Raw genomic sequence first — 25,844 nt, forward strand, 5'->3', positions numbered from 1 at the left:
TTCACGATGATTTGGAATGTTCTTCTCGATACTTCCCCGGGGTCATGCCCGTCATTTTGCGAAATGTGCGGATAAAACCGGTAGCATTCGTGTAACTCAGCCGTTCGGCGATTTCGTTGATCTTCAGCGAGCTGTCCTTCAGCCATAGCTTCGCCATGTTCATCCGGTATCCCGTCAAATATTCGCTGAACGTCACGCCGATTTCCTTCTTGAACACCCGGCTTAAGTATACCGGATGGAATTTCAGCTTCTCCGCGCACGCTTCCAGCGTGATGTCCTGATCGTAGGCATCATGAATCATCTGCACCATTTGGCAGGCGATACTCGTATATTGCGAGTCAAGCTGCTCCTTCAAGAAGGACAATGCCGGAGGAAACAGCTTTGTCTTGAACCAGGACACAATGTCCGCCGCTGTGCTTAGCTTCAGGAATTGCTGAACCGCCGAGTTGGTGCCGAGCAGACTATCCAGCGCTCCTCCCTGCTGCTGAACAAGCCGATATATTCGCGTGATCAGCCCGAGCACTAAAATCTGAAAATCGTTGAACGGCACATTCTGTTCCATAATCGATTTCACATACGCGTCGAAATGCCCAAAGGCCGAAGCCTCATCACCCGCCTGCAGCGCTTGAATCAGACTGTTCTCCAGATGGGCCCAGGAGGCGTTCGACTGGACGCTGGCCGCGGAAGCCGATTCGATATCGTCATAGCTCACGATCACATGATGGCCAAGGCTAATTCTCCGCTTCAACGCCTCCAGCGCTTCCGAATAAGCGTTCATGGCCCCTGCATACTGGTGAAACGTCCGGCTGATGCCGATGCTCACCTGGAGCTGAAGCAGCTCGCGTACCTTGCTTTGAATTTGCCCGGCCAGTTGATGAAACAGCGCTTTCAGCTCATCAGGGCGGTCCAAATCGCTGGTCAGCAGCGACACCTGGGATTGGTCCAGCAGCAGCGAGCCGATCAAGTTGTGGGGCGGAATCAGCTCTCCGACGATATTGTGTATCGCAAACAGCAATAGCTCCTTATCCTTCTCCGTATATCTTGTGTCCTGCAGCGTATCAATCTGAACGACGAGCACACCGAGCGACGCGCTGTTATCCGTAATCCCGTACACGCCGCTTTTATAGACAAACTCACGCTCGGTCACCTGACCCATGAACAGCTTGTGCAGGAAAAACTCCTTGATCTGTCCGCCCTGCCCTTGCAGTTGCTGCTGCAGATGCTTGCGCGAGCTGAACAGGATGTGCAGGCGCTCCTCAACATAGGCGAATTCATCCTTTTTCCCGGCATCATCCGCTTCTCCGCCGAATTGCTGCATGATCGCGAACATCCGCCGGACCGGTTCGTACATCCGCCGGCTTCCGAAATAAGCGAATACCGCAATCACAGAAAAAATGAGCAAACAGGCGTTGACCGTAACAAGGGCAATTTTTCGTGATTCCTTGGTAATCTCCTGGATGGATACGATCGATACGTAAGTCCAGTTATGGTGGTCAGATCCGAGAACATTGACAGCCAAGCCCTGCTCTTCAAAATACCCCGCCCTTACTTCTGAATCCGCTTTCAATTTATTTAATACCGCAGCTTCGATTTTGGGTGAGCCCGGACTGGACAAAAACGGCTCGCGTTCGCTGTTTAGCACATAGATATCTCTCCATTCCGTATTTTGCCGCAAATCCTGTTCCAGCTCATTGTAAGACAAGTCGACAATCAGCATCGCTTTTGGCTGAGAAGAGGTGGTGATCATGGGCAGTTTGACAAGCAGGCGGATCTTATAAGGATCGGCCCTTTCGTCTGCCGATTGATTCGCCCGGTCCGCGGCCTCCGCGAGCCAATACAGCTTCTTCGATTGCAGAGCATACTCGCTTATCCGTTCGCGGTCCGGGAATTTCCCGGAACCGGTAAAGCCGAGCTCACTGATCATCCAATCGTGCTCCAGATTGATCAGAAAGGTATCGGCCACGCCCGCAATGGAATGCAAATTGTATAACCCCTTTGACAAAACTGTAATGTCCTGAAAAGCGTCGGCTGTCAAGGCGCGGTCATACAAACTGGCTGTCAGGGGAGAGTTGATGTACTGCACCGCGCCCATCTCCACATTTTTGAATATTTGCTCGATTCGTGTCTTGTTTTGCAGCAAAATCTGCTCATTGCTTTCGTTGACTTTTTTCTCGATATCCTGTTTGGCAATGAAGTAGGAGATCATCCCGGTGGAGACGACCGGAACGGCAACCAGCAGCAAGGTAAAGACGAACAAACGGACTAAATATCTGGGCATCGGATATCCTCCCCCTTTGGCTACTGTATCGGGCGTTCAAGGTTATGCCGATACCCATTATACCAGAAACTGGATTCCGATAGTCTGATTTCTAACTCGCTGCTTATTTGTTCTGCTTATTGTACGCTTCGGTCAACTCTTCCATGACCTTGTCACCGCCTGCCTTTCGCCAATTGTCCACTTCCGCTTCCCAGCCTGCTTCGTCCAGTTTGCCCATGATGAATTTGGTTTGGGCGTCGCGGATCATCGTATCCAGCTCGCTGCCTCTTTCCGTATACATCGGCGACAGCAGGGTCAACGCCACATTCGGCACGGCATGCTCCAGGTTCGCGGCAACGATCTCCCAGCCTTTAGCCTGCAGTTCGTTCAGCTTGAGCGGAAGCCCTTGTCCTCCTACCTCGAACGACGGCAAACTGTCACGGTACGGCTTCACCTCAAGATTGAACAGCGTCAGATCGGTAATATCCGCTTTTCCGTCCTCTGTTTTTTGGAAGTGCTTGCCTTCGATCCCCCGGCTCAGCAGTGTGGACATTTCGGGCTCCAGCAGCTTGTCGAAGAAAGCGAGCAGCCGCTTCAATTCCGCTTCGGATTTCACGGACGATTTCGGGAATACGAAGAAACCGTTATTGCCCGGCTCCGCCGGCAGGCGATCCCCCGACGGTCCTTTGAACGGCACAACATCAACAACCGCATGAGGCACAGCCTTGGATACATTGATGTACGAAGTGGCCGCAGCGGACGCTACCGCATTGCGCATCGCGGCTTGACCCGCATTCCACTTATTGTCGGCATCGGCCGTCTGCACCACGGAGAAATCCTGATTGATCAATTTCTCCTCATACAGTCTGCGCAGCAGCTTCATGGAGTCCATATAAGGCCCGGTCATGAATTCCGGAATGACCTTACCGTCCACGTATCCCCACTTATTCGGGGCCCCTTGTGTTACGGCAAGCCGTGTCAGGAATGCGCTGCTGGCGGCCGGATCGTTGTACGATTTGTCAAGGAACAGCAGATATGAATCCCTTTGCCCGTTTTTATCCGGGTCCTGCTCGGCGACGCTCTTCGCCGCCTGGTACCAGTCGTCCAGCGTAACCGGAATCTTCAGTCCCAGCTCGTCGAACCAGTCCTTGCGGTAAACGATGCCTGCGCGGCCAATATCCCGGTATAGCGGCAGTCCATACAGCTTGCCATCCACCTTGATGTTGTCGTAGTGCATGGAATTGACTGCGGCTAAATTTTTGTAATCCTGCAGGTAAGGGCCGATTTCCCAGAACAGGCCGGACTGAATCGCGTTCAGCGTGGAAGCGTTGTACGTAATTTTGAACGCTTTCGGCATTTCGTCGGAGGCGATCATGATGTTTTTCTTGTCTTCAAACGCAGCGGCCGGAATCCATTGAATATCGATCTCTGTATCCGTGTATTTTTCGATGGCCTGCTCGACCTCTGTGTCCTTGCCCGGAGCTTCCCCGACCTGCGGTGTGGCGATGGTCACTGCCAATGGCCCGTTCTCTGTCTGTGTGCCGTCCTGCCCTTCATTCTCTCCGCAGGCGGCAAGGATGCTTGCTGTGGCGACCAGGACGCCGAATGTAGTGACGACGGATATGACACGCTTTTTCTTCATATGTGAAACCTCCTGTATGGTAGATATATGGGATGAAGACGCTTAACCTTTAACCGAGCCCAGCATGACACCTTTGGCAAAATATTTTTGCAGGAAAGGATATACAATGACGATCGGAATCGTCGCGATCACGATTGACGCCATGCGGATCGTCTGCGGCAAATACTCCATCGGCTCCGCCTGCGCGGTGGAATCGCCGATCATGTCCTGAGACAGCAGCACAATTTGTCTTAGCACGACCTGCACCGGCCATTTTTCGGAATCGTTGATGTACATGACCGCATTGAAATACGAATTCCAATGAGCAACTGCGTAAAAGAGCCCGAATGTCGCCATCGCCGGCATCGACAGTGGCAGCACGATCCGGAACAGGATGCCCAGATCGTGGCAACCGTCGATTTTCGCCGCCTCCTCCAGCCCTTCGGGGATCTGCTGAAAAAAGTTTTTGAGCACGATCAGGTTGAAGGCGCTGATGGCCCCCGGGATGATCAGAGACCAGTAGGTGTCGATCATGCCAAACGCTTTGACGACGAAATAGGTCGGGATAATGCCACCGCTGAACAGCATCGTGAACAGCACCATGAACAGCACGACGCCTCTTCCCCGCAATGTCGGTCTCGCCAGGGGATAAGCCATAAACGAGGTAAGCAGCAGATTGATCAGTGTGCCGAGCACAGTCACATAGATCGATACCAGGATGCTGCGGACCAGCGTTTCGGTGGAAAAGATGTACTGGTACGCGCCGAGCGTAAATTTCGTCGGAAACAGCATAAGTCCTCCCTGCGCCACTTCCTCGGGAGTTGCAAACGATACGGCCAGAATGTAAATAAAAGGAACAACGGTAATGATGGAACTGAGCATCAGCAGCGAATAGTTGATGACTGTGAAAACCCGGCTGCTGACCGATTTGTCCGCCAAAGGCATGGCTTGATCAACCCCTTCCGCTTAGTAAACGCCTTCTTAATAAACGCCTTCTTCGCCCATTTTTTTGGCCAAGCGGTTCGCTCCCATGACAAGCACCAGACCGACCAGCGATTTGAACATGCCAACAGCCGCGCTGTAGCTGTATTGCGCCTGCGTCAATCCCTTCATGTACACGTAAGTGTCGAACACCTCGCCGACTTCCCGGTTCATGGAATTCAGCATCAGGAAAATATGCTCAAAGCCCGTATCCAGGAAGCTGCCTAGCCTCAAAATAAACAGGATGACGATCGTGCTGCGGATCGCCGGCAGCGTAATATGCCACAGTTGACGCCAACGGCCGGCTCCGTCGATACGGGCCGCTTCATAGAGCTGAAGATCAACGCCGGACAAGGCCGCCAGAAAAATGATCGTGCCCCATCCCGCTTCCTTCCAAATCGACTGGCTTACGATCATCGTTCTGAACCATTCTTCGCTTAACAGGAACGGGATTTTTTCCATGCCCAGTCTGGCGATGAATTCATTAACGACGCCTCCTTCGGTCGTAAACAGCACGTAGAAGATGCCGACAGCAACAACCCATGACACAAAGTGCGGCAAATATACGACCGTTTGCACGAATCGCTGGAACATCTTCACGCGCACTTCATTAAGCATCAGCGCCAGAATGATGGGCAGCGGGAAAAAGAAAACCAAATTGTATACAGCAAGCAGGAACGTATTGCGGAACAGCATCCAAAATTGCGGCTCCGTAAAAAAACGTGCAAAATGCTTCAGACCGACCCAAGGGCTTTCCATAAACCCCAAATGCGGTTTGTAGTCCTGAAAGGCCATGACCAGACCGGCCATCGGAAAGTATTTGAATATGACGAAATACAAAACGCCCGGAAGGAGCAGCACGTACATCCAGCGGTCTCTTAGAATGTCTTTGACAAACTGCGGTCGAGGCCGCTTCTTCCCCATTTCCAGTGACGTCTGGGTAGCATATTGCTGGTCCATCTCTTTATCCTCCCCGTCTGATGATGTCCTTTTTTTGAAGCGCTTACATTCCACATCATAGGTTCAGGCGGGATGACAGGCAATCATACGCTGCTAACCTTTTTCACTTTTAAGCCGTTCTGCCCCCTTTTTAGGGCGTATTTTACGCGAATCATACTCTCTTTCAGCCCAATCATACTGATTTAACCTGCGGAAATTTCATTTCACACCACCAGAACATGCCTCCACTCATCTTGCTAAAAGAAGCCTTCGATGCAGCCGCATCGGGATTAAACTCGTAGTTCAAGTCCATAAAGTTCGTAGCGAGATTACAGGTTAAGTCGTATGCTTAGTTACAAGTTACTACAAGGAGGACATTCATGGACATTCCCAAAGGCACCTATGGCTTTCGGTTTGCTGAAGATAAGGAACTCAATCTGTGCGTATTATTTGCGGCCGGCTACGATTCTATCACCGATCCTTCTTATCGTTGGGACGGACTGGAACGGACCGATGGGCCTCTCCTACTATTCCAGTACACTCTCTCCGGCGAAGGCGTATACGAGTCGGGGAACCGGATTCACCGTGTCACCGCCGGACAGGCTTTTCTCGCCGAGATTCCAGGAGCGCATCGCTATTATTACCCCCCGGAATCAAAAGAGCCTTGGGAATTCCTGTTCCTGCTGTTCCGGCCCAATCTTATTGGACCCCATTGGCGCAGATTCCTGCTTGAAGCCGGGGAAGTTCCTCATCTGCCTGCAGACTCTGCGCCAGTCCGGCTGTCGCGAATGATAGTGGTCGATGCGGGGGCAGGCAGAATCTCCGATCCCCTGATCGCGTCGTCTTGCGTCTATCAGTTCGTGACAGAACTGGCCAGAATGCAGGTCACAACTCTGCAGGACAGGGATATCTGGCCGGAGAACGTCAGGCGAGCAGCGGAATTTATAGAGCTCAACTATTCACGGATGATCAGTATCGATCAGCTTTCCGAGTATGTCTCCCTGTCCAAGTACCACTTGATCCGCCGATTTTCGGCCAGTACGGGCCTGACACCCGGCGCCTACTTGACCCGTGTCCGCACCGAGAAGGCTATGGAGCTGCTCCGGGGAACCAGCCTTAGCATTGAGGCCATCGCCGAGCGGCTTGGCTACTCCAGCGGAAGTTATTTTATCAGAGCATTCCGCAGCTTGACAGGGCTCACGCCGGGAGAATTCCGCAGCGGGAGCGAAAGCCTTGCTTATCGCAAGCTGTTCTTCGATTAACCGCAATATTGTACGATCAGACTTGCAAGATTACTATAGATATCGCTAATCTCCTTTATTATGATGAACATGGCAACAGCAATAATTAATCAGTAAAGGAGCTTTACAATGGAACATAAGCTTACTGCGCCTACGCCGCCGCTTGGCTGGAACAGTTGGGACTGCTATGGCGCGGCCGTAACGGAAGACGAGATTCGGGGTAATGCGGAGTACATGGCGAAGCATCTTAAAGCATTTGGCTGGAGCTATATCACCGTCGATATTCAGTGGTACGAGCCCTACGCGAGTTCCTCTCAATACCGGCCGTTTGTTCCGCTCGTGATGGATGAATATTCGCGGCTCATGCCTGCTGAGAATCGGTTCCCTTCAGCAGCGGGCGGCCAGGGCTTCAAGCCATTAGCCGATTATGTGCACAGCCTTGGACTGCAATTCGGTATTCACATTATGCGCGGCATTGCCCGGCAGGCCGTCCACGCCGCCACGCCGATTCTGGGTACAGCCGTGACAGCACGCGATATTGCGCATACCAATTCTATCTGTCCATGGAATACGGATATGTACGGCGTCGATGCCTCGAAGGAAGGAGCCCAAGCTTATTACGATTCTCTCTTTGAACTGTATGCACAGTGGGGCGTCGATCTTGTGAAGGTGGACGACATCGCGGCTTCCAAGCTGTACGACACCCACCAGCCGGAGATCGCCCTGATCTCCAAAGCGATCGAGCGCTGCGGCCGGCCCATGGTGCTAAGCCTGTCTCCCGGCCCCGCTCCGGTGCAATACTCAGCATTCTTCGCCGAACATGCCAACATGTGGCGAGTCACGGACGACTTCTGGGACCAGTGGCCACTCTTGCTGGACATGTTCGACCGTTGCCGGACATGGCAGGGCATACCGCAGGCAGGTTGCTGGCCTGACTGCGATATGCTGCCGCTCGGTCACATCGGTATTCGCTCTGTGGATGGCGGAGGCTCGGACCGTTGGACCCGGTTCACGCGCGATGAGCAATTAACAATGATGTCGCTCTGGAGCATCTTCCGCTCGCCGCTCATCTTCGGCGGGGAGCTGCGGGACTGCGACGACTGGACGCTGTCGCTGCTGACCAACCGCGAGGTACTGCGCATGCACCGGGACAGCTTTGGAGCGAAGGAAGCGCTGCGCAAGGGCAACCTTATCGTCTGGACGGCCGAAGATGCCGCTGGCTCCCGCTACGCCGCCGTCTTCAACATTGGTGAGAGCCCGCTGCCACTGGACCTGGTCCTTGAACAGATCGACCTTACAGACATCGCCGCAGGCACCGAGCTGTGGAGCGGAACACCGGCCGAGCTTGCGGCAGGCCTGCTGCGGGCCACTGTGCCGCCGCACGGGGTACGCCTTTATCGGTTCTTTTGAAAGTACGGCAATAAGAAAAATCTCGTTTTGTCGAGTCTTTATCGCGCGCGCCCCTATGGGTTCGTTCGTGTCTTGGTGTCTTGGTGTCTTGGTGTCTTGGTGTCTTGGTGTCCTGCATGCCGCCTTTGCACGATTATCCCTTTCGTTCAGGGGGGAGGGTTGAGGGTCGGAAGCCGATAAGAGTAGAGATATAGAAAGAGAGAAGAAAAAGAGGTGGTTCAAATGAGATGTTCGGCTTGAAACAAGAACGTATGTTTGGTATAATGGAATAAAGCGAACATACGTGCGCTAATTCTTGATTTGGGGGCGAGCGGACATGGAGATCCATGCGGAAACGGAATTTCAACCCTTCAGCAGCCGTTATCACAGCGAGCAGGCCTGCATGGAGGCGCTGATCGCGCTGAAGTGGCCGAATGGCTTCGTCTGCTCACGCTGTGCTCACACCCGCTGCAGTCGTCTGACTTCCCGACGTGTCCCTTTGTTCGAGTGCGCAAAGTGCGCACATCAAACGTCCGCTTTGGTCGGCACGATTTTTGAACGAACCCATCTCCCCTTGACCAAGTGGTTCCAGGCACTGGAATTGTTCCTGCTCCCCGACGGCATCTCGGCGATGCGGCTAAGTCAGGTGATCCAGGTCACCTACAAAACCGCCTGGTTGATGCTGCACAAAATACGCCATGCCATTGGAGAGTTCGATGCCCGGGAGCTGCTCTGCGGAGACGTGAAGGTGAACAGCGACCTGTATGGGCGTAATCCGTCCCGGCCACAGTTTCCTCATCCATATGCTTCGGCGGTCGTAGCCGGGTGCACGGTCACGGAGTCGGACGAGCTGGAGCAGGTCAAAATCCGCCTGGTCCCGCAGAAGAAGGGAGATGGGAATAGAGCAAACCGTCACGAACTCGCCGTGTTCATCAATGGGCATGTAGATGTTCGTGCATCAGCGGTACAGTCGTTTCCTCTAGCCTATCGACTGTATACGCCCTTGCGGAAAGTGGTGAGAGAGGCATGGGAATCGCTGAAGAATACGTATGTAGCCTTGGGGCCGAAGCATCTGCAGGCGTACCTGAACGAGTACACCGGACGCCGCCGACTGCACCTACCTGGAGCGGAAGAAACGATGCAGCAGAAGTTACTGTACATGGGTGTGGCGATTCCGGCGATTACCTATCGTCAGCTGATCGCGCGCCAACCGAATCAGTCTCTTGCGGCTGCTGCCTGATATCGTGGCGCTTGGATCATGACGCTTTAACGGTAGGGGTTAACTGGATACGGATCAACTTGAGGGTGCCGATTAACATGAACGGTGCTGACGTTGTTGCGGGCCTGCAAACGGGAAAGTTTAGGCTGCAGCAAAATCACGGTCTGTTCGTTTTCCCGTGTCTTGTCCTCCATCTCCTGTCCGGTCTGCTTTACTTCTCCTAATCCTGCTTCCTTCTCCTTCTCGTTCTCCTAAGCCCATCTAATTTATCCTGAACCCATCTGCTTCTCCACAAAATATTTCTTTCTCCCGAGCTTGTCTATTTTCTTTGCTACTAACCTGATCAAACGGGATAATCGTGCAAGGCGTCTAGGCAGCGAATATTGATCTTCGAGATTATACAAATTCTGGTACCTAGCATCTATCCCTAGTCTATCAACGTCATTATTTGGCCCTAATTTCTACCTTGGTGTTCCATCTTGGGCCCCGGATGACTGCGATAACACATCTGTTTTTCACAAGTTAAGAAATAGATGCGATTCTGCAGTTATTTGCAATTGTTTTTGCCGTTAAGATACGTACGGATGACAATGTCTTGATTATGATTACCGAATCCGGAACCATAAAGTGTCAATCCTCCTACGTTAACTGCCTGCTCATCAACCGCGAAGCGAAGCGTCCAGAACGGTTCCCGCAGCTTGATATCCGCGAGGGTCACCTCCGACATCCGCTCACCATCTATAAATGTACCCGATGTGTCAATTCGAATTGTCTTCAATAACCCGTATTGATTCACATTTCGATGCCACCATTCAGGTGTAAATCTCCCCCGCGCTGCTCTTCCGAAGTCAGCCGGACTTGTCCATGTGCCAAGGGAGATGCCGTTGAAGGTGAACTCAATATCCGAAAGCCAATAATCCCTTAAGCCAGGAGCTTCCGAAGCCATCTCCATTGAGATTTCGATGGCGTCCGCGGTTTGATCGGCAAGCAAATAGTTAGGCATTTTGTATTCAACATAACCCCATCCAAACCACAGAATGGCAGCGTGAACCCGCTCGGGATCGAGAAAGTAGCGCGGGTCGTCCCAAACTCCGATTTCTTTCTCGCGCGTACCTAGCCCGCAAGTAGGATGGACTTCAAAAGCGGTGTAATGACCAACTGAAATACTCTGCTCGCTGATCTTCGCGGTGTGGCTGGCAGACGGCAGCTCAATCTCGACGTTTTTTTGCTTGAGAAAACACATTTTGTGCGTTCCCCCGCCCAGCCGTACCCTGTGACTTCCGATAAGCCCCGCTTGTTCGAGTTTTCGGATATGCATCGTGATGATAGAGGGGCTGAGTTCCAATCGATCCGCAATATCCTTCACATTCATCTCGTGATCCGCAATGAGGCTCATAATCTTCCATCTGACTTCACTGGCCAACGCCTCGTATAACGGCATAAATTTCGGTTCCCCGTTCGCTTTGATGATCATCATACTCTCCTGACTATATCTATTGAAATCACATATATGTTAATTTAAAAGATTTAACATGAATCATCAAGCCTAATCCATTGCAAATCTTTAAACAATGGTGTTTAATTCCCTTAACTACTGAACCCATTAGATTTATATCATTGTGAATTTATGAAAGAGGTGGAACCATGAAATACAATAACCCGGTCATCAAAGGGTTTTATCCTGATCCCAGTGTATGCAAAGTAAAAGATATCTATTATCTGGTTTGCAGTTCCTTTCAGTACTTCCCCGGCGTTCCGATTTTTGAGAGCAAAGACCTGATCAACTGGAAACAAATCGGTCATTGTCTAACCAGAGAGAGTCAGATTCAACTCGGTAAGGTCGGCAGCTCCGGCGGAGTTTTCGCTCCAACGATCCGGTACAATGACGGGAGATTCTACATGACCACGACCAACGACACCACTCGTCAAAATTTCTATGTATGGACTGACGATATTTACGGTGAATGGTCTGAACCGATCTATGTGGATCAGGGGGGAATCGACCCCGATTTGTATTTTGAAGACGGGAAAGCCTTCTTTATGAGCAACGGGAAAGACGATAACGGAATTGGCGGGATTGCTCAGTGTGAAATTGACATTGAAACGGGGGGCAAGCTGTCGCCAAGTCGTTCGATTTGGCGAGGAACAGGCGGACGATATTTGGAAAGCCCGCATATGTATAAAATAAATGGCCGATATTACCTAATGGTGTCTGAAGGCGGAACTGAATATGGCCATATGGTCACTTATGCACGGGGAGATTCGATCTCCGGTCCGTTCGAAGCCTATCCGAATAATCCGGTACTGACCAATCGCAATCTGGGTGGTTATGAGCTGCAGGGGGTTGGTCATGGCGATCTGATTCAAGATGATGACGGAAATTGGTGGATGCTGCATCTGGGCTTCCGTCAAATCGGCCGCTGGCTTACCTACCATCACCTTGGCCGCGAAGTTTTCCTGACACCGGTTACTTTCGGCGAGGATGGCTGGTTTACCGCAGGACATAACGGTACCACCCTTACCAGCTTTGAGACCGACCGCATCCCAAGCCATGTCGTGCAGCAGGAGAAGAAGACCTTTACTTTCGAGAACACGGAATGGAAGCTGGACTGGTGTTACCTCCGTCATCCTGTTGCGGAGAATTATGTGTTAGAGTTTGATAAGGTCAAGCTTAAAGGGACCGAAGTGACTCTGGATATGCCGGAATCCCCGACATTTATAGGCATTCGCCAAAGGGACTTCGATGCGGAAATCTCTTGCGATGTACAGCTTACAAGCGGAGAAGCCGGCATCACGCTCTATATGGATGAGAATCATCATTATGATTTAGCCGTACGTCAAGATGAGAACGGTTATAAAGTGATCGAGCGCCTGAATATCGGGGATATTAAATCCATCGAATATGAAGTAGACTTGGGAAGTGAGAATCATGCTACTCTGATGATACGGGCAAGTCGTGAGCGCTATAGCTTCCTCGTTCATGCAAACGGACAAGATACCCTCTTAGGCACGGCACAAACCAGGTACCTTTCCTCCGAAGTTGCGGGAGGGTTTACAGGCGTACTCATCGGTTTATATACCTATGGGCAAGGCTCTATGGCTGAGTTTTCAAAATTCAAGTGCGATTATCTATAAACCTCTCCTTAAACGGGTTGCCTAGAAAATGTAAAGCCGGTTCCTCGGGATTAACCCGGGAACCGGCTGTGTTTGTATATGCAAAAAGCTCCTGAACCGTGCGCGTCTGCCAATTCCGCCACGACCGCAAATTGTATCGTCAGCTTTAATTTTTTTTCACAGCGAAAAAATATAACCTATCATATATATCATTATAAAGTCAACAATAAAGCATTTTTTTACATGGTAGAAATTTTTCAGAGCCGAGTTCGGAAATTTTTTTCGCGAAAAGAGTTATTTTCCCCATTTTCATCTTGATTTCCGCTCATATGTTCGGTTAAGATAAGAATAAATAAGAACATAAGTTCCTGTAATAGAGGATTATTTTAATCACAATTAACCGAAGGCGGTGACTTGGCATGATTACTGTAGTCGTTACGAAAGAAGAACTTGCTTTGATTCAAAATTACTTGTACCTGCTTTTTATTCAGAGGATTTTCGAGCGGGACAGTCATATATTGGAAGACAGTGGTGTGCTGAGAACACCGGATCTATATGTGGAGCTTGTCAACACCGGAGCGGACCGTACCGGTATTATAATGTCCGAAGTGAAACATGAGTTCAGAAAGCGTGGCATCACTGTTCATCATATCCGGCAGGACGAATCGACTGTGCAAGCCTCCTTCACCTGCAGGGATTCCGGAGGAGACATCAGCATCCCGATGCCTGTGTTCCGTCTGGAAATGTACGAAAGAATGCGGGCCTACCTGGGATTAAAGACCTCCCTGCCTATCACTTCGCTTTCCACAGGAGTTGAACCGTATAAACGTGTAGAGCCATCCCGCTATACCGGACGCCGCTCCAGACACGCTGCGTCCATGCCCACCACAGCACAACGCAGACCGCTTCGCCGTCCAGTAAGTGCAGCGGCAAGAGGCTGATCGATGCAAAGAGGGAGCCACAGGTCAACTGACCTTTTGAGGCTCCCTTTTCCCCTACTAGATAACATCATCTTGCTGCACACCCAGCATATCCGGGCGGGGTTCCTTGAACGGCTGCACGTTATAACTTCTACTGAGCTTTACGATATTCCGATTCGGCCTGCGAATCAGCAAATGCTCATCATCCCAAGCCAGCACGATACCGACCACATCATTTTCCTTCAGACTGTCACGAATGACACGAACCTTCTCACCGGAAACCCGGTATACATCCAATACTTCATCACTGATCATTGATTCACCTTCTCTCTGGATACATGACCACTATAAAAAAGAGACCTAAATATAACCATTTAGGTCTCACCTGTGTATATGGAATGCCGACTAAGCAACAGATTTTCCTGAATAATTAACGCTGTGCGTGTTCTTTGCTGTCGTTCTTTTCGAACCAGAAATCAAGCACTTTTGCAGACAACACACGTTGCTCTACATACTCTACCTGGTGAGGAGTGAACTGTTCCTTCCAAGGAAAGGTTAAATCCTCGCATAGGCTTACGAGCGTCAGTAATTCAGACCAAGCGACATAACGCTTATACCAGAAAAACTGAGGATGCTCGATCATATAGGGATACAGGTCATCAAACTCTGTATGTTTACAATCCAGGGCACGTTCAAAATGAGTCTTTGCCGCCGTCAACTTTTCCAAAAAGTATTGCTCCGTCAATTGCTCTTTCCCCATGGTGCTGCCTCCTCTCCCAAAACCTTACCTATATTATAAGCGATATTACCTTCGTTGCAAAGGCATTGCAATAAATTAGGTCAAGGACTTGGAGAATTGTTACTATTCTGCAAACTGGACAGTTCCATCGGACAATGATGCGATTCGCACAAGCGATTCAATCCGGATTCCCTGCTCACGAATGGTGCGTGCCCCTGCCTGAAAGCACTTCTCGACAACTACGCCAAAGCCGGCCAGATGCGCGCCGGAGCGCTGGATGATTTTCACCATTCCTCTCGCAGCATCACCGTTGGCTATGATATCGTCGATAAACAGCACCCGGTCGTTCTCATGAATAAATTGGCGGGACAGCATGATGTCTGTTACGATTCCCTTCGTAAACGAAGGTACCCGCTCGGACAGCGCATCAGGATCTGCCAGAAGTGTCTTCTTGCGCCGGGCAAATACAAGCGGAACTCCTAGCTCATATGCCGTGGCGAAGGCTACAGCAATGCCGGACGACTCCACCGTGACGACTCTGGTAATATGCTCATCGCGAAACCGCTCGGCAAATTCCTTGCCCATTTCCATCGTCAGCACAGGATCCACCTGATGATTCAATAATCCATCCAATTTCAGTACCTGATCCGAAGCAACAACGCCTTCTTCCAATATCCGTCTTTTTAAAGCTTCCATAATTTTAACCTCCCATGCCGATCCTACTGCCGTAAAATTACCACAGAGGGCTGCAGCTTTCAAGCTAAAGTGCTCAACTTGCTGAACCGCACCGCTTTTTCCAGAACCATGTCACGCATACGGAGATCGCCACCGCCGTTAAAACTGCCAAAAAGGTGATACACCTGTAGAAATCCTATGTACGCGGATAGCAGATATCTTCCATTGTAGATATTATACTTTTCAAGTCGTAAGTCATGTCCATCACCGGCAGGACATACCTTATATTATGCACGTTCTCATTGGTACAAGGACAGGGGGAGGAACATGGGACGCAACATTCACATCCTTCAGATCGCTTTTACATACATAGGAACCATTGTTGGAGCCGGTTTTGCCACAGGGCAGGAAATTTTGCAGTTTTTCACCCGGTTCGGAAGCTTGGCGACAGCCACGATCATGCTGTCCACTATTATTTTTATTTGGCTGGGGACAAGGCTCATGCTTATCGCCCATGAAATCTCCGCACGTTCCTACGAAGACGTAAACCTGCATTTATTCGGTCCAAAAGCAGGCAAATGGATCAGTTGGATTACATTGATCATTCTACTCGGGGTGAATAGTGTCATGCTGGCAGGCTCCGGCTCGGTATTTATGGAGCATCTCCATTTAAACTACCAAAGCGGACTGCTCCTCACTCTACTCTGCACGTATTTACTGCTCAGCAAAGGGATGCATGCCATCCTGCAAATGAATTCCATCCTGGTGCCTGTCATGATGCTCCTGTCCCTTTTGCTAATCATCAGCACACTGAACACACCGAATTATGACAATTTTATTATTATCAAGACAGACCATAACCCGATACTTGTATGGCTAGCACCGATTCTGTATACTTCCTTCAATCTCAGCATGGCTCAGGCTGTGCTCGTACCCCTTGGAAGCCAGACGGCCTCCAAAAGCACCATCCGTTGGGGAGGCGTGCTTGGCGGGGTAGGCGTAGGAATTATGCTGATGGCCGCCCATTTTGCCATGTCAGCCCAGATGCCGGGCATCCAACAGTTTGAGATTCCCATGGGAAATGTCGCTATCCAGCTTGGAATCGCCGTACAAACCGTTTATATGATTATGATTTTCCTGGAAATCTTCAGCACCTTCGTAGCCGATATCTATGGCTTAACCCTGCAACTGCAGCAATATGTACGCGTGTCGCCCAGAATCATTACGCTGTTCATCATGCTGGTTTGCTTTCTGATCAGCCAATTCGGCTTCAGCCCATTGCTGTCCTTTTTGTATCCCATCTTTGGTTTGATCAGCCTGTTTTGGATAGGGATGCTCATTTATTCGGGTCATAAAGGGCATCCCCTGACTCCTTTTAACAGAAAAAACCGTACCTTCGCCAATTCACTCAAACAGCATATCTTCAAGAGCTGACAATCCTTCTACCAGCAGCCTTAGCTTATTTTGCATATTCCAAATACATTTTCTTCAGCTCATAGACTGCCCTGCTGAGCGAGTAGTTGGCCTTTGCCCTATCACAGGCGGAACGCGCGAGCTCATACCTGTACATCGGATCAGCTATCACCGACACCAGCGCCTCCGCCAAGGCAACAGGGTCATCCGGTGGAACAAGCAGTCCATTGACTCCATGCTCTATCTGCTCGGGAATACCGCCAACGGCCGTCCCAACCAGTGCCAGACAGCTGAGCGCCGCTTCCGCGAATACCGAACCGAAGGCTTCCGCTCTGGAAGGCAGTACAAAAATATCGAAAAAGGGCATGAATTCTTCGGGGTGAAGCGTGTAACCGTAAAAAATCGTTTCATTGTAGATGCCGAGCTGCTGTGCCATCCCTTCAAGCTCGGGGCGGATCGGTCCGTCCCCGATGATATGAAGCACATATTCAATTCCCTGCTTCTTTAATTCCGCGCAGGCGTGAAGCAGAACATCGAGTCCCTTGGCGGGGACAAGGCGGCATACCGTAATCAGTTGGGCTACCTCGTTTTCATGGGGTATCGGCTTAAATCTGCGTTCATCGTAGCCGTTCGGAATTACCCTGATCTCCTCATCGCGGTCCACATAGGAAGCCATATACCTGCGGAACGATTCGGAGACTGTCATCAGCCGGTCCGTACAATGTTCAAGCTCCCTGTAGATGGATACCAGAAACTGATGCTCCAGCCCTCCCTCTTCGATTTTGCCATTCAAGATCAGCTCACGCTCATAGGAGGAATGAACCGTTTGGATCAAAGGGATATCGGGGAAAACCGTTTTCATGGCCAGGCCGGCAATAGGGTGATGGGCATGAATGAGATCGAATGGTTTATGAATGCGCAGTCGGGTCCACCATAGATAGTCGCGGTAGGTCTGGATATATTTTTGTACGATAGGGCTTTCAGCGTATTGGGTCCAGTCAAAGGTGTGAAATGTGACCTCTTCTTTCCCTTTATTACGAATTCGTTTGGGCAGGGAGAACAATTCCATCTCCCACCGCGGTGAGGTAAACCGTTCCTGCATGTAAGGAATCATCGACGATACGCCTCCCGGCTGTTCCGGAGGAAAAAACAAAGCCTGCAGCAGTTCCATATGTGTTGCTTCCCCTTTCAAGCAAGACCGTATTGCATCATGCAAATCATCAGAATGCAGTTGAATGATTTGTATGATATATTGAAATTCTGACGCACTGTTGCAAAGAGTCCCGGACTGTACAAATACAATTTATTGTAGCGAATTAAGAGACTACATTCAACAAATAGACATTGAATGCATTGCCTTAAACAGCGGGAACCTCTCTGTGTATTATATTCCTTACAGCCTTACGATGTCAGAAGAACAGAATGAAATTCCTGTATACATTATCGCACGTGCCGCTCACGCAGCATAGCATAACCATGATGTAATTTTTCGTACTCAAAGGAGCCTCACCGATATGGACAAACCAACGTTGCCATCAGCATATACAGAACAAATTTCCAGCCTGCTCGGAGCAGAAACTACAGCATTCCTGGAATCCTATAGACAGCCCAGAGCACAAGGACTTCGCATCAATCCGATGAAATCCACCCCGAAGCTGCGGGAAAGCATCATAAACCAATGGAATCTGGAAGCTGTTCCGTGGTGCTCCGAAGGATATTACTATGAGGAACCCCATCGTCCGGGCAAGCATCCTTACCATACAGCAGGCCTTTATTATATTCAGGAGCCGTCGGCGATGTCGGCCGTAGAGCTTCTTGACCCCCGCCCCGGTGAAACCATTCTGGATATGGCTGCAGCTCCAGGCGGCAAAACCACGCATATCGCCTCCAAATTAAGAGGACAGGGTCTTATCGTATCTAACGAAATTCATGCCGGAAGAGCAAAAATACTGGCCGAGAATGTCGAGCGCATGGGGTTGCGTAATGTAATTGTGACCAATAGTACACCCGCCGGATTATCTGAGCGATTTCCCGCATGCTTCGACAGAATCATGCTTGACGCCCCTTGCTCCGGCGAAGGCATGTTCCGGAAGGACCCGGATGCTGTGCGCGAATGGAGTCCGGAGCTTGTCGCCATGTGCGTATCAAGACAGCAAGACATTCTCAAGGATGTACATAAGCTGCTGAAGCCTGGCGGCTGGCTGGCGTATTCAACCTGCACGTTCAACACAGCAGAGAACGAAGACGTCATGGCTTGGCTTACATCGGAATTTCCGGATATGAGCCTGGTGCAGACCGAGCGCATTTGGCCCCATTTGCAGAAGGGGGAAGGTCATTTCGTCGCCTTGCTGCGCAAAGACGACAGTGAAACGAACACCGGCAAAGGCAAAACCAACCGGAAGCGGCCATCCAGAGAACTGGACCAGGCGTGGGAAGGGTTCAATGTCTGGCGGAAGAGCGCTCTACCAGGATACGCCCCCGGACCCGGACGACCCCTTTTATTCGGTGACTCTCTCTATTGGCTGCCCGAAAACAACGGATTTGCAATTCATGACGAACAGATGACGGGATTAAAGATACCCCGGGCAGGACTCCATCTCGGGGAATGGAAGAAAAACCGCTTTGAGCCTGCCCATGCGCTAGCCCTTGCTTCAAAACCGGATGAGGCAGGCGGGGTTTTCAACGCTTCTGCTGAATCAGAGGAAGTCCGGTCATTTCTGCGCGGGGAGATGCTGAACGTGGACCCTACGCTTAAAGGATGGATTCTTGTAACGGCGGACGGCCTTCCTATAGGCTGGGGCAAAGCAAGCTCAGGCCAATTAAAGAATCACCTTCCCAAAGGACTCCGGCAGCACCTATAGACAGACCAACAGCCTCCATCTGCAACATACGCAGCATGGAGGCTATTTTTGCCTGGAAGACCTTCATCTTCAGCTTAGGCAGTGCTTGATCAAAGCATGTCTGACCCCCTGCTCATTATTAGACAGAGTAACCTCGTCAGCCGCCAGCCTAACTTCTTCAGGAGAATTGGCCATGGCAATGCCTTTGCCTGCATAGGTCAGCATACTGAGATCATTGTAATAGTTGCCGATTGCCATAATCTCGTCGGAAGCAATTCCCCGCCGCAGTGCCAATTGATGCAGCGCTTCCCCTTTAGACGCCTGCTTGTGCATCAGATCGATAAAAAAATCTCCGCTACGCAGCATATTAAACGGCTGCTCCCACCTGCTCCAATCCCGATATACCTCATCCAGCCGCTCCATAGAAGCAAACGCTGTAAATTTGACGAGCGGTTCCGACAGATCGGCCCATAACGGAAGCTGCAGCGGTTCCATCAGGAACGCCTCATACATGCTCCGCACCTCCAGCTTCAGCCCCTCCAATTGATCCACATACAGCCCAAATGCCGTATTAACGTCAAAATGAATCCCATTGTCCCTGCAATAGTCTATGTAGGGCTCCAGATCGCGTACATCCACCTGGTACTGATGCACGATTTCCCGGGTTGCCGCATCCACTGTAGCCGCCCCGTTATGAGAGATGACGTACCCTGTCAGGCCCATACGCTCCATTAACGGAATCGTGCTGAGCGGGGCGCGACCGGTACAGAGGACGATTTCGGTGCCTTGGGTGACAACCTCCCGGATCGTATCTATCGTTTCAGGAGCAAGCTCGTGCTGGTCATCCAGCAGCGTTCCATCCACATCAAGTGCTATCAGTCGGTATCTCATCTCTATCCCATCCTTATCCGTATCTAATGGTCCGTTATTCCTTTACTCCTCCAGTATGCCCCGGCTCAATAAAGCAAGCTCCTCTTCATTCAGCTCGCGGTAAGCCCCGATGGGCAGCTCCGGATCAAGACGCAGCGGTCCCATTTCCGTTCTTTTTAAATACAGAACCTTTTTGCCGACAGCTTCAAACATCCGCTTCACCTGATGAAACTTGCCCTCATGGATAACCAGCGAAATATATGAAAGCGTGCCTTCCTCTGCTTGCTTTTTGGATAAAAGTGTAAGCTGTGCCGGCATTGTTACATAACCATCATCCAGTTCAACGCCTTCTGTAAAACGGGCAGCATCCTCTTCTCCAACGTCTCCGGCTACCGTAGCCTCATAGGTTTTGGGAACATGACGGCGCGGTGAAAGCAGCTCATGGGCAAGCTTGCCGTCATTCGTCAGCAGCAGAAGTCCCTCAGTATCCTTATCCAACCTACCAACCGGGAATGGCGAAAAATGGCGTTCCTCCTCATCCAGCAGATCAAGAACCGTCCGCTCACGGACATCCTCCGTCGCAGATATTACCCCCGGAGGCTTGTGCAGCATGAGGTAAATGAACGGTTTGTAGCTGACCGTCTCCCCATCCACCTCGATCCGGTCCCGGTATGGATGAACCTGCATGCCGCTGTCCTTGACAACCGTGCCGTTGACGGTGACATTCCGCTGCTTGACCTGTCTTTTGATATCGCTACGGGAACCAAAGCCCATATGGGTCAGCAGCTTGTCCAGCCGCTGTGTCTGTTTGCCCTGTCCCTTCATACGGAAGTCCACCTCCATCCGGCCGGATATTCATTTTTCAGCATTCCGTCCTGCCATTTGCCCCATCCGGAAGCATACCCATCAATGCAGATCAAAGCATAACCTTTAGGGGAGGCTCCTTCGGCGAGCTGAACTCTGTCTTCCTCAATCAGCAGCGTTTCGCCTTTAAGGTAGCGGACAGACTCCGGGCTGCTTCCATTCAGCACAATGGATCTGACAGAGTCATTTCTGTGCAGTGCTGTAGCCAGCGGATGAGACGGGTTAAAGCGCCCGTTTTTGACCGTTCCCACAAACCATCCCGGACGGATCACCTTCAGGCCGTTCAGCCTGTCCGGGTCAAGCGGTGCCTGATAGATACGGTCTCCGTAGGCAACAGTCTGACCTGGAAGCTGCAACGTAAGCTGCCCGGCGGCAAATGAGGCTAAAACCTCTGCAGCAGTGCTCACTTCGCCTGCCCTGCCGCTCCGGCGGCTGTCTCCGGCCTGCTTACGGCCGCCTTTGTGACGTTCCGCCTTGATCCGGCCGTGTGAGCCCGCCTCCTCCCTCACTGATCGTTCAGATACACACAGCGTCTGATCGGAGGTGTTCTGCTGTCCAGGCTCCCGTTCCCAATGCAGCACAGCAGCGAAGTGTCCTTCCCCCTCAATCCGGTGCGGCCACAGTCTGCCGGTTCCTGCAAGCTGTTCTACATCGGGATAACGCTTCTTGGACGGTATCCACTCGGGACGGCCTGGGGAAAATCCGGGACGATCTGTTATGGAAACTACCCGGAATCCGTCGTTTACCTTCAGAAATTCCGCGATCATCTCCTCATTTTCTTCGGGTGCAAACGTGCAGGTCGAATATACGATAACACCGTCCGGAGCGAGCAGACGCGAGGCCATGCTCAGAATGTCCCTTTGCATGACCGTGCATTTTTCGACCGAATGCGTCTCCCATTGTCTGGCCATGTCCTCATCCTTTCTGAACATGCCTTCGCCGGAGCACGGGGCGTCAATCAGTATTTTGTTGAAGTAATGAGGAAACGCCTCTGCGATGCGTTCAGGGGTTTCGTTGAGCACAACCGCGTTGCGGACTCCGTACAGCTCGATATTTTTAGCCAATGCCTTAGTGCGTTCCGCATGGATATCATTGGTCACCAGCACGCCGCTGCCCTGCAACTTGGCCGCGATTTGTGTCGATTTCCCACCCGGGGCGGCACATAGGTCCAGGACGCGGTCTCCCGGCTGAATGCCGAGCAGTTCTACAGGAGCCATGGCGCTTGGTTCCTGGATGTAATACAAGCCCGCATGGTAATAAGGGTGCAGCCCGGGCTTGGAGCCGTAGGGAACGTAGAAGCCTGATGGACACCACGGTACAGGCCGAAGCTCGAAAGGTGATATCCTCATAAAATCTTCTACTGATATTTTCAGCGTATTCACGCGTATTCCTGTATGAGGCACGGCATCATAGGCCGTCATAAAAGCATCAAATTCCGTACCTAGCAGTCCGCGCATCCTCTCTATAAAAAGTGCCGGAAGTTGTACAGCCATATCTCTGATCATCCTGTTCTGTTGAAAAATCAATTGTTAGGTCTTCATTATAACAGTCGCTGTATATTTTAACACAAATGCCATACGGGTTATCCAATTGTTTCACTACACACTGTAATGCTGTATAATGATAGGCAACCGCCATACTATTTATACTTTGATAGGAGAGATTATTTTGAAAGCAAACAACAAAAAACTCATTCCGATTATCAGCTTCTTTGTAGTGCTGGCCGTGCTGATCGGCGTCCTCGTTGCCATTAATTCAGGCAATCGGAGTGAATTGTACAACAAATCCGTTTCCTCCCTCGATCCTGCTACCAGGGAATTGCTGAACGACCCTAACTATCAGCAAATCATTCTGCCGGATGCCCTCCAGCAGAAGATTACCAACAAAGAAAGCTTCTTCGTCTACTATTTCGCTTCCGACTGCCCTCACTGCCGGGCCACCACTCCTCAGCTTATGCCGCTTGCGGACCAGGAGGGCGTTACTCTGCATCAATTTAATCTGAAGGAATTCGAAGAGGGCTGGAACCAATACAGTATCCAGTTTACACCTACCTTGGTGTACTATGAAAACGGCGTAGAGAAGGAACGGATCGTTGGCGGACTGAGCGAAACGGCCGGAGACAACGGCAACACTCTAGCTCAGTACAAGGCCTTGTTTGAAAAATATAAATAGATCAAGAACGAAAGAACCTCCAATCACCATTCATGGCATTGAAGGTTCTTTGTCTTATTCATTCCGTTCAGAAGAGGATTGCTGACGACTCGCAAGAATTCGCGCTCTCTCCTTGTGCTTGGCCCCCCGCTGCCGCTTGGTCTGCTGGGGGATATTCGGTGTAATAAGAGCCCACGCCTTATCCACCTCCCGCTGCAACTCTGGGTCAGTAATGCGGATCGTCAAGTCATAGAAGTCGAAGGGATCGCGTTCGTAGGCTGCCAGTCGGTCCGTATACTGCGCCGTCTCTCTCACCAATTGACTCAGATCCATTCCGAGAGAGTCCCCTTCTGCGTCCCCTAGCTTGTGCAATGCGCTTTCCAGCATCATACTTGCTCCGCGCACGTTGTGATTGCGGAAATGAAACAGGCCGACCGCGACCTGAAGCAGCCCTTTATACAGCGGATTGCGTCCAGTCTCCAGCCACAGCTCTTCCAGCACCTCATGACATTCAAAGTAATCCCGATCCCGGTTAAAGTATACGAGATACGCTATATACAGTGGTGGATAATTATCCGCCATGCTTAATTTTCATCCCTATCCTCATCCATTTTGGAGCTGTCGAGCATTTTCTTGATCTCGTCAAACAGTTCCTTGATCCCTTCCATATCATGCTGCTCCCACAGCTCATTGAACCGGTGCTGGGCTTCAATCGCTTCACTTACCTTGTGGTAGAAATAAAGCTTGTGCATCGCTGTTAATGTCTTAGATACAATGTTGGATTGATCCTCGAATGTTTTTTGTGCATCCAAAATTTCCAATCGGATCGCGGACATTTCATTATCCAGCACAAAAGCCGCCTCTCCCGCTTTTTTGAGCCGCTCTTTAATATCCTCCGGCAGGCTTTCGCGGTATTTATAGCTCAGTGAGTGCTCAATGGTGGCCCAGAAATTCATCGCCAATGTTCGGATTTGAATCTCGGCCAGCACGATTTTCTGGCCGAGGGCGGTTTGGACAGGATACTTCACGATCATATGGAAGCTGCGATATCCGCTATCTTTAAAATTCGTGATATAGTCCTTCTCGTATACTACCGTTAAATCCTTCCGTCTCCGAATATACTCAGCCACCCGACGGATATCTTCTACAAACTGACACATAATGCGGATGCCTGCGATGTCTTCAATCCCGGTTTCCAATTGATCCAGCGGAACATCAAGCCGTTTCGCTTTATCCAGAATACTGGATATTTTCTTGATACGTCCGGTAACAAACTCAATCGGCGCGTATTCCTCACGTTTTTTCAGTTCCGCACGCATCGTTTTGAGTTTGACCTTCAGTTCTTCAACCGCCTGTTCGTATGGAAGCAAAAATGTTCCCCAATCTCTTCCGTCCATATCTCGCGCCTCCTGTCCCGTTCGTCTGCTTATCGGTGGTCAGCGCCCACCGCCTCGCTTATGTGATTAAAGCCGTCCCGCCGCAGCAGCTCGCGCAAGCCGGCATGAATTTTTCCATTTACACCCGGTCCCTCATAGATCAGGGCAGTATATATTTCAACCAGGCTGGCTCCAGCCTTAATTTTGTCGTAAGCATCGCGGCTGTCGAAGATGCCGCCTGATCCGATAATCGGCAGCTTTCCGCCGGTCTGCCGGTATACGCTCCGGATCACCTCGGTTGACCGCTCACGCAGGGGCCTTCCGCTAAGGCCGCCGGTTTCTCCGGCATTTTCATGAGACAGTCCCGCACGCGAAATCGTCGTATTGGTAGCAATGATTCCATCCACGCCGCTGGCTGCAATGACCTCTGTCATATATTCCAGCTCAGTGTCCGTTACATCCGGCGCTATTTTGACCAAAACAGCTTTAGACTGGCCGGATTTCACCGCTTGAGCTTCCATTTCACCTTTGACCGCAGCAAGCAGCTCCTTCAGCTCGCTCCCATGCTGCAATTTACGAAGATCCGGTGTATTCGGAGAGCTGATATTAACCACAAACAAATCTGCATACGGATATAAAGCGGCGATGCACTTCTCATAGTCCGTATAAGCCTCCTCATTGGGAGTTGCCTTATTCTTGCCTATATTTACTGCGATCGGAATCGCTCTGTCTTTCAACGAAGCCAATCGCTTCGCCATTTCCGCTGTCCCTTTATTATTAAAACCCATCCGGTTGACCAAGGCCTGATCAGGCGGAAGCCTGAATAGACGGGGCTGCTCATTTCCCGGCTGTGCGAGCGGCGTAACGGTTCCAACTTCAATAAATCCGAAGCCGATGGATGAGAAGCCCTCAACCGCTTCCGCATTCTTATCCAGTCCGGCAGCCAGCCCAACGGGGGTGGGGAAATGCAGTCCTAATAAATCAACAGCCAGATCAGCCGTTTCCTGCACACCATACATGCCACGCAGCAATCCGGTTCCCCCCGGCACTCTGGCTGCCTGCTTCATTCCGTCAATGACGACATGGTGCGCCTTTTCAGGATCCATTTTAAAAAATACAGGTTTGGCAAAATTACGGTACAACACTCAATCCACTCCGTTCTCTACCGTTTCCGCACATGCGGAGTCTCTACTGACTACTCTGAAATAGTTTAGCTTTTTCTTCCCGAAAAAGAA

Annotated in this window: 23 protein-coding genes; 8 read left to right on the forward strand and 15 right to left on the reverse strand. The window is 50.8% G+C overall.

Annotated elements, in window-relative coordinates; all coding sequences use genetic code 11:
• Position 1: 1 nt before the first annotated feature.
• From OIN60_RS13030 to OIN60_RS13045, 4 genes are all read right to left on the reverse strand, one after another.
• Positions 2-2,278, reverse strand: a complete 2,277-nt coding sequence (locus tag OIN60_RS13030) for a helix-turn-helix transcriptional regulator (protein WP_305755279.1) — start codon at positions 2,276-2,278, stop codon at positions 2-4.
• A gap of 103 nt (positions 2,279-2,381) precedes the next feature.
• Positions 2,382-3,899: an extracellular solute-binding protein gene (locus OIN60_RS13035; protein WP_305755280.1), complete on the reverse strand. Its 1,518-nt coding sequence runs from the start codon at positions 3,897-3,899 to the stop codon at positions 2,382-2,384.
• A 42-nt stretch (positions 3,900-3,941) separates the two neighbouring features.
• A complete protein-coding gene (locus OIN60_RS13040; RefSeq protein WP_305755281.1) occupies positions 3,942-4,823 on the reverse strand; it encodes a carbohydrate ABC transporter permease in 882 nt (293 codons plus the stop codon).
• Between the two features lie 36 nt (positions 4,824-4,859).
• Positions 4,860-5,783: an ABC transporter permease gene (locus OIN60_RS13045; RefSeq protein WP_305755552.1), complete on the reverse strand. Its 924-nt coding sequence runs from the start codon at positions 5,781-5,783 to the stop codon at positions 4,860-4,862.
• 395 nt (positions 5,784-6,178) lie between these two features.
• Here OIN60_RS13045 and OIN60_RS13050 point away from each other — a divergent pair, with 395 nt between their 5' ends.
• From OIN60_RS13050 to OIN60_RS13060, 3 genes are all read left to right on the forward strand, one after another.
• Positions 6,179-7,060, forward strand: a complete 882-nt coding sequence (locus tag OIN60_RS13050; RefSeq protein ID WP_305755282.1) for a helix-turn-helix domain-containing protein — start codon at positions 6,179-6,181, stop codon at positions 7,058-7,060.
• Between the two features lie 108 nt (positions 7,061-7,168).
• The gene (locus OIN60_RS13055) at positions 7,169-8,449 is read left to right on the forward strand and encodes a glycoside hydrolase family 27 protein (RefSeq protein ID WP_305755283.1); all 1,281 of its coding nucleotides are present in this window, start codon (positions 7,169-7,171) and stop codon (positions 8,447-8,449) included.
• A 316-nt stretch (positions 8,450-8,765) separates the two neighbouring features.
• Entirely contained in the window at positions 8,766-9,668 is a 903-nt protein-coding gene (locus tag OIN60_RS13060) for a transposase (protein ID WP_305755284.1), read from the forward strand.
• A 526-nt stretch (positions 9,669-10,194) separates the two neighbouring features.
• Here the strand turns inward: OIN60_RS13060 and OIN60_RS13065 are convergent.
• Positions 10,195-11,118, reverse strand: coding sequence for an ArsR/SmtB family transcription factor (locus OIN60_RS13065; RefSeq protein ID WP_305755553.1), 924 nt, complete (start codon positions 11,116-11,118; stop codon positions 10,195-10,197).
• A 173-nt stretch (positions 11,119-11,291) separates the two neighbouring features.
• Between OIN60_RS13065 and OIN60_RS13070 the strand changes: the two genes are divergently transcribed.
• Positions 11,292-12,782: a glycoside hydrolase family 43 protein gene (locus tag OIN60_RS13070; RefSeq protein WP_305755285.1), complete on the forward strand. Its 1,491-nt coding sequence runs from the start codon at positions 11,292-11,294 to the stop codon at positions 12,780-12,782.
• Positions 12,783-13,180: 398 nt separating this feature from the next.
• A complete protein-coding gene (locus OIN60_RS13075) occupies positions 13,181-13,702 on the forward strand; it encodes a YhjD family protein (RefSeq protein WP_305755286.1) in 522 nt (173 codons plus the stop codon).
• Between the two features lie 57 nt (positions 13,703-13,759).
• Here OIN60_RS13075 and OIN60_RS13080 read toward each other — a convergent pair whose 3' ends face one another.
• The 3 genes from OIN60_RS13080 to OIN60_RS13090 form a co-directional block, all read right to left on the reverse strand.
• A complete protein-coding gene (locus OIN60_RS13080) occupies positions 13,760-13,996 on the reverse strand; it encodes a hypothetical protein (protein ID WP_305755287.1) in 237 nt (78 codons plus the stop codon).
• Between the two features lie 115 nt (positions 13,997-14,111).
• Positions 14,112-14,441, reverse strand: coding sequence for a hypothetical protein (locus tag OIN60_RS13085; RefSeq protein WP_305755288.1), 330 nt, complete (start codon positions 14,439-14,441; stop codon positions 14,112-14,114).
• 102 nt (positions 14,442-14,543) lie between these two features.
• The gene (locus tag OIN60_RS13090) at positions 14,544-15,116 is read right to left on the reverse strand and encodes a xanthine phosphoribosyltransferase (RefSeq protein ID WP_305755289.1); all 573 of its coding nucleotides are present in this window, start codon (positions 15,114-15,116) and stop codon (positions 14,544-14,546) included.
• 306 nt (positions 15,117-15,422) lie between these two features.
• Here OIN60_RS13090 and OIN60_RS13095 point away from each other — a divergent pair, with 306 nt between their 5' ends.
• Positions 15,423-16,529, forward strand: coding sequence for a YkvI family membrane protein (locus OIN60_RS13095; protein ID WP_305755290.1), 1,107 nt, complete (start codon positions 15,423-15,425; stop codon positions 16,527-16,529).
• Positions 16,530-16,554: 25 nt separating this feature from the next.
• On the opposite strand, the gene OIN60_RS13100 is transcribed toward OIN60_RS13095, so the two are convergent.
• Positions 16,555-17,679 (reverse strand): glycosyltransferase family 4 protein, encoded by a 1,125-nt coding sequence (locus OIN60_RS13100; protein ID WP_305755291.1) that lies wholly within the window; start codon positions 17,677-17,679, stop codon positions 16,555-16,557.
• Positions 17,680-18,022: 343 nt separating this feature from the next.
• Between OIN60_RS13100 and OIN60_RS13105 the strand changes: the two genes are divergently transcribed.
• Positions 18,023-19,369: an RsmF rRNA methyltransferase first C-terminal domain-containing protein gene (locus OIN60_RS13105; protein WP_305755292.1), complete on the forward strand. Its 1,347-nt coding sequence runs from the start codon at positions 18,023-18,025 to the stop codon at positions 19,367-19,369.
• Positions 19,370-19,438: 69 nt separating this feature from the next.
• On the opposite strand, the gene OIN60_RS13110 is transcribed toward OIN60_RS13105, so the two are convergent.
• From OIN60_RS13110 to OIN60_RS13120, 3 genes are read right to left on the reverse strand one after another with little or no spacing between them, the layout of a single operon-like run.
• On the reverse strand, positions 19,439-20,239 hold the full coding sequence (locus OIN60_RS13110) for a Cof-type HAD-IIB family hydrolase (protein WP_305755293.1): 801 nt from the start codon (positions 20,237-20,239) through the stop codon (positions 19,439-19,441).
• 42 nt (positions 20,240-20,281) lie between these two features.
• Entirely contained in the window at positions 20,282-21,043 is a 762-nt protein-coding gene (locus OIN60_RS13115; RefSeq protein ID WP_305755294.1) for a pseudouridine synthase, read from the reverse strand.
• Positions 21,040-22,575: an RsmB/NOP family class I SAM-dependent RNA methyltransferase gene (locus OIN60_RS13120; protein WP_305755295.1), complete on the reverse strand. Its 1,536-nt coding sequence runs from the start codon at positions 22,573-22,575 to the stop codon at positions 21,040-21,042. Before OIN60_RS13120 ends, OIN60_RS13115 begins: the two co-directional genes overlap by 4 nt.
• A gap of 127 nt (positions 22,576-22,702) precedes the next feature.
• On the opposite strand from OIN60_RS13120, the gene OIN60_RS13125 reads away from it, so the two are divergent.
• A complete protein-coding gene (locus OIN60_RS13125; RefSeq protein ID WP_370872483.1) occupies positions 22,703-23,254 on the forward strand; it encodes a thioredoxin family protein in 552 nt (183 codons plus the stop codon).
• 54 nt (positions 23,255-23,308) lie between these two features.
• On the opposite strand, the gene OIN60_RS13130 is transcribed toward OIN60_RS13125, so the two are convergent.
• From OIN60_RS13130 to OIN60_RS13140, 3 genes are read right to left on the reverse strand one after another with little or no spacing between them, the layout of a single operon-like run.
• A complete protein-coding gene (locus OIN60_RS13130) occupies positions 23,309-23,815 on the reverse strand; it encodes a DUF309 domain-containing protein (RefSeq protein ID WP_305755297.1) in 507 nt (168 codons plus the stop codon).
• Positions 23,816-23,817: 2 nt separating this feature from the next.
• Complete coding sequence (gene yjbM, locus OIN60_RS13135; protein ID WP_305755298.1) at positions 23,818-24,630, reverse strand: GTP diphosphokinase; 813 nt, start codon at positions 24,628-24,630, stop codon at positions 23,818-23,820.
• 29 nt (positions 24,631-24,659) lie between these two features.
• The gene (locus tag OIN60_RS13140; protein ID WP_305755299.1) at positions 24,660-25,754 is read right to left on the reverse strand and encodes a quinone-dependent dihydroorotate dehydrogenase; all 1,095 of its coding nucleotides are present in this window, start codon (positions 25,752-25,754) and stop codon (positions 24,660-24,662) included.
• Positions 25,755-25,844 lie beyond the last annotated feature (90 nt).

Origin of the sequence: Paenibacillus zeirhizosphaerae, assembly GCF_030705605.1 — a bacterium.
In the GTDB taxonomy this organism is placed as follows: domain Bacteria; phylum Bacillota; class Bacilli; order Paenibacillales; family Paenibacillaceae; genus Paenibacillus; species Paenibacillus zeirhizosphaerae.

What these genes read in the sequence shown, in the direction of transcription:
- yjbM (WP_305755298.1), bottom strand. Translation starts at nt 24,630, where the DNA reads ATGGACGGAAGAGATTGGGGAACATTTTTGCTTCCATACGAACAGGCG.
- OIN60_RS13035 (WP_305755280.1), bottom strand. Translation starts at nt 3,899, where the DNA reads ATGAAGAAAAAGCGTGTCATATCCGTCGTCACTACATTCGGCGTCCTG.
- OIN60_RS13055 (WP_305755283.1), top strand. Translation starts at nt 7,169, where the DNA reads ATGGAACATAAGCTTACTGCGCCTACGCCGCCGCTTGGCTGGAACAGT.
- OIN60_RS13070 (WP_305755285.1), top strand. Translation starts at nt 11,292, where the DNA reads ATGAAATACAATAACCCGGTCATCAAAGGGTTTTATCCTGATCCCAGT.
- OIN60_RS13100 (WP_305755291.1), bottom strand. Translation starts at nt 17,679, where the DNA reads ATGGAACTGCTGCAGGCTTTGTTTTTTCCTCCGGAACAGCCGGGAGGC.
- OIN60_RS13120 (WP_305755295.1), bottom strand. Translation starts at nt 22,575, where the DNA reads ATGGCTGTACAACTTCCGGCACTTTTTATAGAGAGGATGCGCGGACTG.
- OIN60_RS13040 (WP_305755281.1), bottom strand. Translation starts at nt 4,823, where the DNA reads ATGCCTTTGGCGGACAAATCGGTCAGCAGCCGGGTTTTCACAGTCATC.
- OIN60_RS13130 (WP_305755297.1), bottom strand. Translation starts at nt 23,815, where the DNA reads ATGGCGGATAATTATCCACCACTGTATATAGCGTATCTCGTATACTTT.
- OIN60_RS13045 (WP_305755552.1), bottom strand. Translation starts at nt 5,783, where the DNA reads ATGGGGAAGAAGCGGCCTCGACCGCAGTTTGTCAAAGACATTCTAAGA.
- OIN60_RS13110 (WP_305755293.1), bottom strand. Translation starts at nt 20,239, where the DNA reads ATGAGATACCGACTGATAGCACTTGATGTGGATGGAACGCTGCTGGAT.
- OIN60_RS13105 (WP_305755292.1), top strand. Translation starts at nt 18,023, where the DNA reads ATGGACAAACCAACGTTGCCATCAGCATATACAGAACAAATTTCCAGC.
- OIN60_RS13030 (WP_305755279.1), bottom strand. Translation starts at nt 2,278, where the DNA reads ATGCCCAGATATTTAGTCCGTTTGTTCGTCTTTACCTTGCTGCTGGTT.
- OIN60_RS13095 (WP_305755290.1), top strand. Translation starts at nt 15,423, where the DNA reads ATGGGACGCAACATTCACATCCTTCAGATCGCTTTTACATACATAGGA.
- OIN60_RS13085 (WP_305755288.1), bottom strand. Translation starts at nt 14,441, where the DNA reads ATGGGGAAAGAGCAATTGACGGAGCAATACTTTTTGGAAAAGTTGACG.
- OIN60_RS13125 (WP_370872483.1), top strand. Translation starts at nt 22,703, where the DNA reads ATGATAGGCAACCGCCATACTATTTATACTTTGATAGGAGAGATTATT.
- OIN60_RS13115 (WP_305755294.1), bottom strand. Translation starts at nt 21,043, where the DNA reads ATGAAGGGACAGGGCAAACAGACACAGCGGCTGGACAAGCTGCTGACC.
- OIN60_RS13060 (WP_305755284.1), top strand. Translation starts at nt 8,766, where the DNA reads ATGGAGATCCATGCGGAAACGGAATTTCAACCCTTCAGCAGCCGTTAT.
- OIN60_RS13090 (WP_305755289.1), bottom strand. Translation starts at nt 15,116, where the DNA reads ATGGAAGCTTTAAAAAGACGGATATTGGAAGAAGGCGTTGTTGCTTCG.
- OIN60_RS13080 (WP_305755287.1), bottom strand. Translation starts at nt 13,996, where the DNA reads ATGATCAGTGATGAAGTATTGGATGTATACCGGGTTTCCGGTGAGAAG.
- OIN60_RS13050 (WP_305755282.1), top strand. Translation starts at nt 6,179, where the DNA reads ATGGACATTCCCAAAGGCACCTATGGCTTTCGGTTTGCTGAAGATAAG.
- OIN60_RS13075 (WP_305755286.1), top strand. Translation starts at nt 13,181, where the DNA reads ATGATTACTGTAGTCGTTACGAAAGAAGAACTTGCTTTGATTCAAAAT.